This is a genomic window from Micromonospora sp. ABR4_055 (assembly GCF_056160425.1).
The window spans coordinates 33,008-40,453 of record NZ_JBSWXD010000049.1; the positions used below are offsets into that span (position 1 = coordinate 33,008).

5 protein-coding genes are annotated in these 7,446 nt (G+C 74.2%); 3 read left to right on the plus strand and 2 right to left on the minus strand.

Going from position 1 to position 7,446, the window contains the following annotated elements; translation table 11 throughout:
* Positions 1 to 189 precede the first annotated feature (189 nt).
* Both ACXAHD_RS14000 and ACXAHD_RS14005 read right to left on the minus strand, forming a co-directional pair.
* Positions 190 to 1,107, minus strand: coding sequence for a DUF3152 domain-containing protein (locus tag ACXAHD_RS14000; RefSeq protein ID WP_282233468.1), 918 nt, complete (start codon positions 1,105 to 1,107; stop codon positions 190 to 192).
* 187 nt (positions 1,108 to 1,294) lie between these two features.
* A complete protein-coding gene (locus ACXAHD_RS14005; RefSeq protein ID WP_475050969.1) occupies positions 1,295 to 4,270 on the minus strand; it encodes a hypothetical protein in 2,976 nt (991 codons plus the stop codon).
* Positions 4,271 to 4,506: 236 nt separating this feature from the next.
* On the opposite strand from ACXAHD_RS14005, the gene ACXAHD_RS14010 reads away from it, so the two are divergent.
* The 3 genes from ACXAHD_RS14010 to ACXAHD_RS14020 form a co-directional block, all read left to right on the plus strand.
* Positions 4,507 to 5,145, plus strand: coding sequence for a TetR/AcrR family transcriptional regulator (locus tag ACXAHD_RS14010; RefSeq protein ID WP_278173588.1), 639 nt, complete (start codon positions 4,507 to 4,509; stop codon positions 5,143 to 5,145).
* A gap of 66 nt (positions 5,146 to 5,211) precedes the next feature.
* A complete protein-coding gene (locus tag ACXAHD_RS14015; RefSeq protein ID WP_278173586.1) occupies positions 5,212 to 5,436 on the plus strand; it encodes a DUF3107 domain-containing protein in 225 nt (74 codons plus the stop codon).
* 664 nt (positions 5,437 to 6,100) lie between these two features.
* On the plus strand, positions 6,101 to 7,446 hold a 1,346-nt coding region (locus ACXAHD_RS14020; protein ID WP_475050972.1), incomplete at its 3' end, for a DEAD/DEAH box helicase.

A 7,446-nucleotide genomic window follows, 5' to 3' on the forward strand; every position in this document is an offset into this window, starting at 1 on the left:
CGTGCTTCGCCACCCGCGCCGGTCGGACTGGTGCACGACAGGGGGCGAACCGGCGCGAATCCCTGGCCTGACCTGCCCAGATTGTCACGGCATGTCGGTAAGGCCCGAACGACGCGCGGGGACCATCGGTTCAGGGATTCAATCCGACCGTACGCCCCGTATCCTCCGCCGATCCGCTGAGCGCCCCGGTCACAGCGGGGGGCCGGCGTACCGCTCACCAGCCAGGAACGGCCACGGGTTGGCCACACATCCGTTGAGGAACAGCGTCTGCTGCATCATCACCGGGGCCGGTTCGCCCTCCCCCGGGCAGCGCTCGTGGCCGTGGCCCAGCTCGTGGCCGACCTCATGATTGATCACGTACGCCCGGTAGACGTCGAGCGGGACCTCACCGCTGACGTAGTGGTCGACCGAGAACCGCCAGCGGTCCAGGTTGATGATTGCCTGGCCCTGCGCCCGACACGAGGTGTACGGCTCGCCGTCGATCCGGATGTCCACCCAGCCGGCCTGGCACATCCGGGCGGCGGTCTGCGCCGTGGCCAGGTAGACGGTGAAGTCGTGGCCGGCCTGGTCGGGCACCCGCTGCAGGCGCAGCTGACCGCCGCCGATCCAGCTCCGTTCGTCGGAGAGCAGCTTCTCCACCGCGTCACCGAACGCCTCGACGTCCTCCTCGGCGCCGATCTCCACGGCCACCCGGTAGCGGCGCAGCGTGCCGGACCGACCGGCGATCTTCCCCTGCTTGGTGCTGAAGTCGAACTCGCCGCTGCCGGCCGACGGCGCCGTGCCGGACAGCCGCAGCACCGGCGCGGGTGGCGCGGTCGTCGGTGGCGGGCCGGTCGTCGGGGGCGGTTCGACGCTGGACGTCGCCGCCGTGGTGTCGCCGGGCGGCGCGGCCACCGCGTCCCGATCGCCGCCCACTCCGACCCGGGGCAACGCGAACCCGATCGCCGCCAGCCCGAGCACGGTCACCAGCACCGCCGCCAGCACCGGCCACCGCAGCCACCGTCGGCGGGTACGCGACGCGCCGCGCCGCTGCCGGCGGTGCGCCGACCGGCTCCGTGCCCCGGTCGGGTGGTCACGGCGGGTCGGGCGGGTACGGCGGTCGGACATCGCTGACCAGCGTGCCACAGCCGACGCCGGTCCGGGCACCCCGGACCGGCGCGTCGGTCCGGGCACCCCGTCCCGCCGACCGGGCCACTGAGCGACCAGTCAGCCCGCCGGACGGTGCCGATCAGGCCGCAGGACCGTGCCGAGCAGGCCGCGGATGCGTGCCGAGCAGGGGCGGTGGCCGTGCCGATCAGGCCAGCAGAGCGTCCAGTCGCCGGTTGACGGCGGCGAGTGTGGCTCTCACCACAGCCTGCCGCGGATCCCCCGAGACGACCGCCGAACCGGCCAGCTGCTCCACCCAGCCACCACAGGCGAGCAGTACGACGACCACCGCCACCTCGCAGCCGCCCATCGGCACCACGGCCGCGTGCTCGACGATGCACCGTCCCCGGTCCGCCGCGCCGGCCGGGCCGGTCAACAGCTTCTCGATCGACGAGGCGGCGGCCACCGCGCACAACCGCAGCACGTACCCGTCGACCGCCGGCCCGGTCGCCACACCGGACGTGGTCCGCTGGCCGGCGGTCAGTCGCACCTCGACGGTGGCGTCCACGCCGAACGTGCTGACCTGCACATGGTCCAGCACGACCCGGGGGCCGGGCCGACCACCCGGGTTCAGCGGCCGGGGCGGCCCGCTCTCCGGCGCGGTGCCGCCCGGCTCCACGCACGGCACAGCGGATGTCGCGGCGGTCGCGCCCGCGCCCGCGTGCCGGGGCGGCGGATCGTCCTGGCCGGGGCGGGGACCCAGCGGCTGTCGGCGGCGGCGCGGTACGTCCGCCGGTTCCGGGGCGACCCAGCCAGGTACGCCACCCGGAGCCGTCAACGGCGGAGCTGTCGAGCCCGGCGGCCGACCCGGCGCCGGCAGATCGGCGCGGCCGGGCAACGCCGGCAGCCCGTGGTCGGGTTCGCCACCCGGCAGGTTCTGCGGGGCCGCCGCCAGGCCCATCCGTTCCTGGAGCAGCCGCGCCACCAACCGGCTCACCTCGGCCGGGTCGGCACCCTCGGACAGGTCGAGCCGGAGGCTGTGGGCACCGGCGTCGGTGGTCCGCAGCGAGGCGTCGCGGACTCCGCCGACGCCGCGTACCGCTGCCAGGATCGCTCCGACGTCGAAGCCTTCCGGCCGCTCCTGCGGCTGGTCGACGACGTCGCCGCGGCGCAGGTGGGACGCGATCCGCGCGAGTTCCGGCGTCTCCGCCGCGTGTTCGACCGGCGGCAGTTGCTGCGGCACGGTCGGCACGTCCGGGTCGGCGGGAACCCGCTGCGGCAACGAGTCCAGCGCGGCAGCCGCGATGGGGGTGGTGGACAGATCCGCCGGGTGTTCGACCGGCGGCAGCGCACCACCGGCCGGCTCGGCGGTGGCCGGTGCCCCAGGCGGCTCCGCGGGGACCGACGCACCAGTCGGCCCGGACACCGTTGCCTCGCCAAGCTCGTCGTCGGCGCGGCGGAAAACCGCCCGGCGGCGGGGCATCAGGCCGTCGGCGTCCCCGCCGCTGTCACCCTGGCCGGGCCGCCCCGGTCCGTACTGCCCGCCGGCGGGAGCCGTCGGCTCGTACTGCCCGGCGGGAGCCGGCCGCTCATACTGCTCGGCGGGAGCCGTCGGCTCGTACCGGGGCTGGCCACTGACCGGCCGGTACCCGGCGGCCTGGCCCAGGTCGGCCGGGCGGTCGGGACGCCACGGCAGCTCCTCCGGCACGGTCGGCGGATCCGGCATCACCCAGCCCGACTCACCGCTCGCCGCGCCCGGCAAGCCACTGCGGTCGTCGCCGCCCCAGCTCGGTGGTGGCGGACCGGACCAGCCGCTGTCAGCCGGGGCGGTCTGGTCGTCGGACCAGCCCGACGGCTCGGCGTCGTCCCGTTCCACCGGGCCGCTCGGCCCACCGGCGGCTTCTGCCGCCCACACCTGACCGCCAGAGTCCGTAGCCGCCCAGCTCGAATCGGTCGGCCCGTCCGTCCAGCCCGGCTCCGGCGCCGGCCAGCGCTGCCCGTACGACCAGTCCGGCTCACCGGCCGGGGGCCCGGACGCCGACCCGGAGGGCGACCCCTGGCCACGCTGGGTCCGATCGCCCGCCTCGTCGTCAGCGGGCCGGTCCCAGGCGGCGGAGCTGGTCGGTCGTGGCCATTCACCGGTGGCGCTCTGTCGGTGCCACTGGTCAGCGGCCGGTGCGGCGCTGGTCGGGACCGGCCGTCGCAACTCGTCGGCGGTGCCGGGCCGGGGCCATTCGCCGGTCACCTGCCGGGACCACGGCCCGCCAGCACCTGGACCGGGCCATTCGCCGGTCGGCTGCCGGAGCGGGCCGGCGTTGGACGGCTGCCCAGCGGGCTGCGGCGGTGTGGGGGCGAAGTCGTCGCGTCGGGCAGGTTCGTCACGTCCGGCTGCGTCCGCCGTACGGCCGGCGGGGCCGGCAGCGGACCGGTCGGCCGGCGTACCCGGGAGGCCGGACTGGTCGGGCGACATCCCGGACCGGTCGGGCGGGAGGTCTGGCCGGTCGGGCGGGAGGTCGGACTGCGCGGAACGCTGCCGGTCAGGCTCGACCGGGCGGTCGTCGGGCTCGGATCGTTGCGCGCCCGGCCGACCGGTCGGCGGCGGCTGGAAGCCCGGTGGGGTGCCGGGGCGGGCCGGCCGGGCCGGCGACACCGGTGCCGCCGAGGCCACCGGCACCGCGCGCAGCGGCGCGGTCGGCACTACCCGGGCCGTCTCCTGCCAGCGCGGCGGCGGGTTGACCGGCGTCGGGGTCGGGCGTGGGTTGTCACCGCCACGACGCTCGGCCGAGCCACCGGGTGGGGTGGGGTCGTCCGCAGGTCCACCGGCCATCCTGGCGGTCGGCTCGTTGTCGGCCCGTCCGGTGTCCACGCCGCCCGGCTGGATCGACTCACCGGCCGGCGCGGGGCGTGGGGTCGGCACCACGGTCTCGGCCGGCCCGGAGACCGGCCGGCCGTTGACGGCTGTGGCACGGCCGTTGTCGGCGCTGCGGGAACCACGGGTGACTGAGCCGCCGCGCGGAGTCCGGGTGAACGGCAGCACCTCGGCGTACCGGGACGGCGGGTCAGCCCAGTGCGGGCCGCTCACCGGTTCGTCGCGGGCGCCCCAGCCGGCATCGGCGCGGTCGGCGTCCGGCCCGACACCGGAGCCGTCCGACCACCGGGTCGGCGACCCCGTCCAACTGCCCATGCCCTGGTCACGACGGTCTCGCGGATCCGCTCCGCCGTCCTCTGGTCCCGGTGCGGCCCCGCGGGGTTCACCTGATTCGTCCACCGTGCGCTCCTCGGTCGCCCCCGCTGAGGCTACCGTGTGCTGACAGTGGCGATAAGTTGCAACGTCGGGCCAATTGACCGGCCAGGTGATATGCACTGATCGTTTCGTTTCTTCGCCGACCAGATGGCCGCGACCGGACTCGGAGGTTCGACATGACCGCTGCGTCGAGCGACGCACAGACAAGCGGCCGACCGGCCCGGATGCCACGGTCCGCCCGCCGCAAGCAGCTGCTCGCCGCCGCCCAGGAGGTGTTCGTCGCACAGGGTTACCACGCGGCGGCGATGGACGACATCGCGGAGCGGGCCGGCGTGTCGAAGCCGGTGCTCTATCAGCATTTTCCGGGCAAGCTGGAGTTGTATCTGGCGCTGCTCGACACACACTGCGACGCCATCATCGCCAAAGTCGCCGCCGCGATGGCCGCGACCACCGACAACAAGGAACGGGTCAGCGGGGCGGTGCAGGCCTACTTCGACTTCGTCGACGAGGAGAGCGGCGCCTTCCGGCTGGTCTTCGACTCCGACCTGCGCAACGAGCCGCTGGTACGGGCCCGGGTGGAACGCGTCGAACGGGAGTGCATCGCGTCGATCACCGACACCATCATCTCGGACACCGGGGTGAGCCGGTCCCGGGCCGAGCTGCTCGCCTCCGGGCTGGTCGGCGCGGCCGAGACCGCCGCCCAGTTCTGGCTGGCCGGCGGTCGACAGGTGCCCAAGGACGAAGCCGAGTCGTTGCTCGCCGCACTCTCCTGGCGGGGCATCGCCGGGTTCCCGCTGCAGGGTGAGGCATCCTGACCACAGCGCGTCCGCATCGGCTAACCTTCGCGTTGGCGTTGTTTTCGCCCACCTCAAGGAGGACCCGTGGAGGTCAAGATCGGCGTGCAGTACGCGCCGCGCGAGCTCGTTCTGGACAGTGCCCAGTCACCGGCTGAGATCGAGCAGATCGTGACCCAGGCAATCACGACCGAGGGGACTCTGTCACTCACCGACGAGCGCGGCCGCCGGGTCATCGTCCCGGTCAGCAAGATCGCGTACGTCGAGATCGCCGAGGCCGCTCCCCGTTCGGTCGGCTTCACCGTCCGCTGACCTGGCCGGACCGGCCCCGAAGCTGCCGAGTCGGCCGCCGGCTCCCAGGGCCGACCGCACCGATCCGGATCGGTTCAGCCTGATCCGGATCGGTCCGCCCGGATCACCCGCCAGATCACCGCGCCGGTCGCGACTGCGGCCCGGTCGCGACTCCTTCGGCCGACACCGTTGACGACCGTGCCGTTCGTCACTGCCGCCGTGCCCGCACCACCCCGGCGGCGTGACAAGAACCACAGCTGAGTCGTCGGTCCGGCCGCCGTCGCCGAGGATCTCCACGTCTGCGCGGACCGTCAGCTACCATGGTCAGCAATGCTGCGGCCGTCGAGGATGCTCGAGCGGGGTTCGCGGCGCGCGTGCGGCCCGCGACCTGTCGATCGCGTGTGGCCAGCGCCGTCAACTGACGCACTGCGGCACGCCGCAGACAACGCGTCGCCCCGGCATCGCGGCGGCACTTCGCAGCACCCGCACCGCACCGACACGACGTCGGTGCCGACGACCATCGGACGCGCCGGCTCGGCGCGCCGCACAACCGGCGCCCTTCTGGCACCGACCACAACCGGCGCGCACCCTGCGCGCCGCACAACCGGCGCCGTCGCGGCGCCGCATCCGACACGCGCCCTCAGGAACAGGCGGGGCGCACCACGAGAGGCACCCCCGACACCTGATGACTGACATTTTCGACCACAACGCCGGCGACGAGCCGGCGAAACGCCCACCGGCACGGCCCGACAGCCCCACCTTCGCCGACCTGGGTGCCCGCCCGGAGACGGTGACCGCGCTTGCCCAGGTCGGCATCGTCCACGCCTTCGCCATCCAGGAGTACGCCCTGCCGATCGCGCTGCGCGGCAGCGACCTGATCGGCCAGGCACCGACCGGGACCGGCAAGACGCTCGGCTTCGGCGTACCGCTCATCGACCGGGTGCTCGCCCCGACCGAGGGCGGTGACGGCGTACCGCAGGCGCTGGTCGTCGTCCCGACCCGCGAGCTCGGCCTGCAGGTCGCCAAGGACCTGGCCGCCGCCGGCAGCACCCGCGGCGTGCGGGTGCTGCCGATCTACGGTGGCGTCGCGTACGAGCCGCAGATCGAGACGCTGCGTTCCGGCGTGGAGATCCTGGTCGGTACGCCGGGTCGGTTGATGGACCTGGCTAAGCAGAAGAAGCTGCGGCTGGACCGGATCCGGGCGCTGGTGCTGGACGAGGCCGACCGGATGCTCGATCTGGGCTTCCTCGACGACGTCGAGCGGATCCTGGCGATGCTGCCGGAGGACCGGCAGACGATGCTGTTCTCCGCCACCATGCCCGACCCGATCGTGGCCCTGTCCCGGCGGTTCCTGCGCCACCCGGTGACCATCCACGCCGGGCACACCACCGAGGCGGGCGTCCCTCCGCTGACCCGCCAGGTGGTCTACCGCACCCACCCGATGAACAAGATCGAGATCGTCGCCCGGATCCTGCAGGCCGAGGAGCGCGGGCTGACGATGATCTTCACCCGTACCAAGCGGGCGGCCGACCGGGTCGCCGAGGACCTGGACTTCCGTGGCTTCGCGGTGGCCGCCGTGCACGGCGACCTCGGCCAGGGCGCCCGGGAACGGGCGCTGCGCGCCTTCCGTACCGGAAAGATCGACATCCTGGTGGCCACCGACGTCGCCGCCCGCGGTCTGGACGTCTCCGGCGTCACCCACGTGATCAACTACGACTGCCCGGAGGACCAGGACACCTACACCCACCGGATCGGTCGCACCGGCCGGGCCGGCGCGACCGGGGTGGCGGTGACCTTCGTCGACTGGGAGGACATCACCCGGTGGCGGATCATCGACAAGACCCTCGGGCTGGAGATGCCCGAGCCGCCGGAGACGTACCACACCTCTGAGCACCTCTACGCAGACCTGGACATCTCCCGCGACGTCTCCGGCACGCTGCCCAGCGCCGACCGTACCCGCGCCGGGCTGTCCGCCGAGGTCGAGGAGGACCTCGGCGGCCGCAGCGCCGGCCGGCGGCGGCGCGGTGACGG

Coding starts and splice junctions, on each gene's coding strand:
- ACXAHD_RS14000 (WP_282233468.1), bottom strand. CDS start 1,107: ATGTCCGACCGCCGTACCCGCCCGACCCGCCGTGACCACCCGACCGGG.
- ACXAHD_RS14005 (WP_475050969.1), bottom strand. CDS start 4,270: ATGGGCAGTTGGACGGGGTCGCCGACCCGGTGGTCGGACGGCTCCGGT.
- ACXAHD_RS14010 (WP_278173588.1), top strand. CDS start 4,507: ATGACCGCTGCGTCGAGCGACGCACAGACAAGCGGCCGACCGGCCCGG.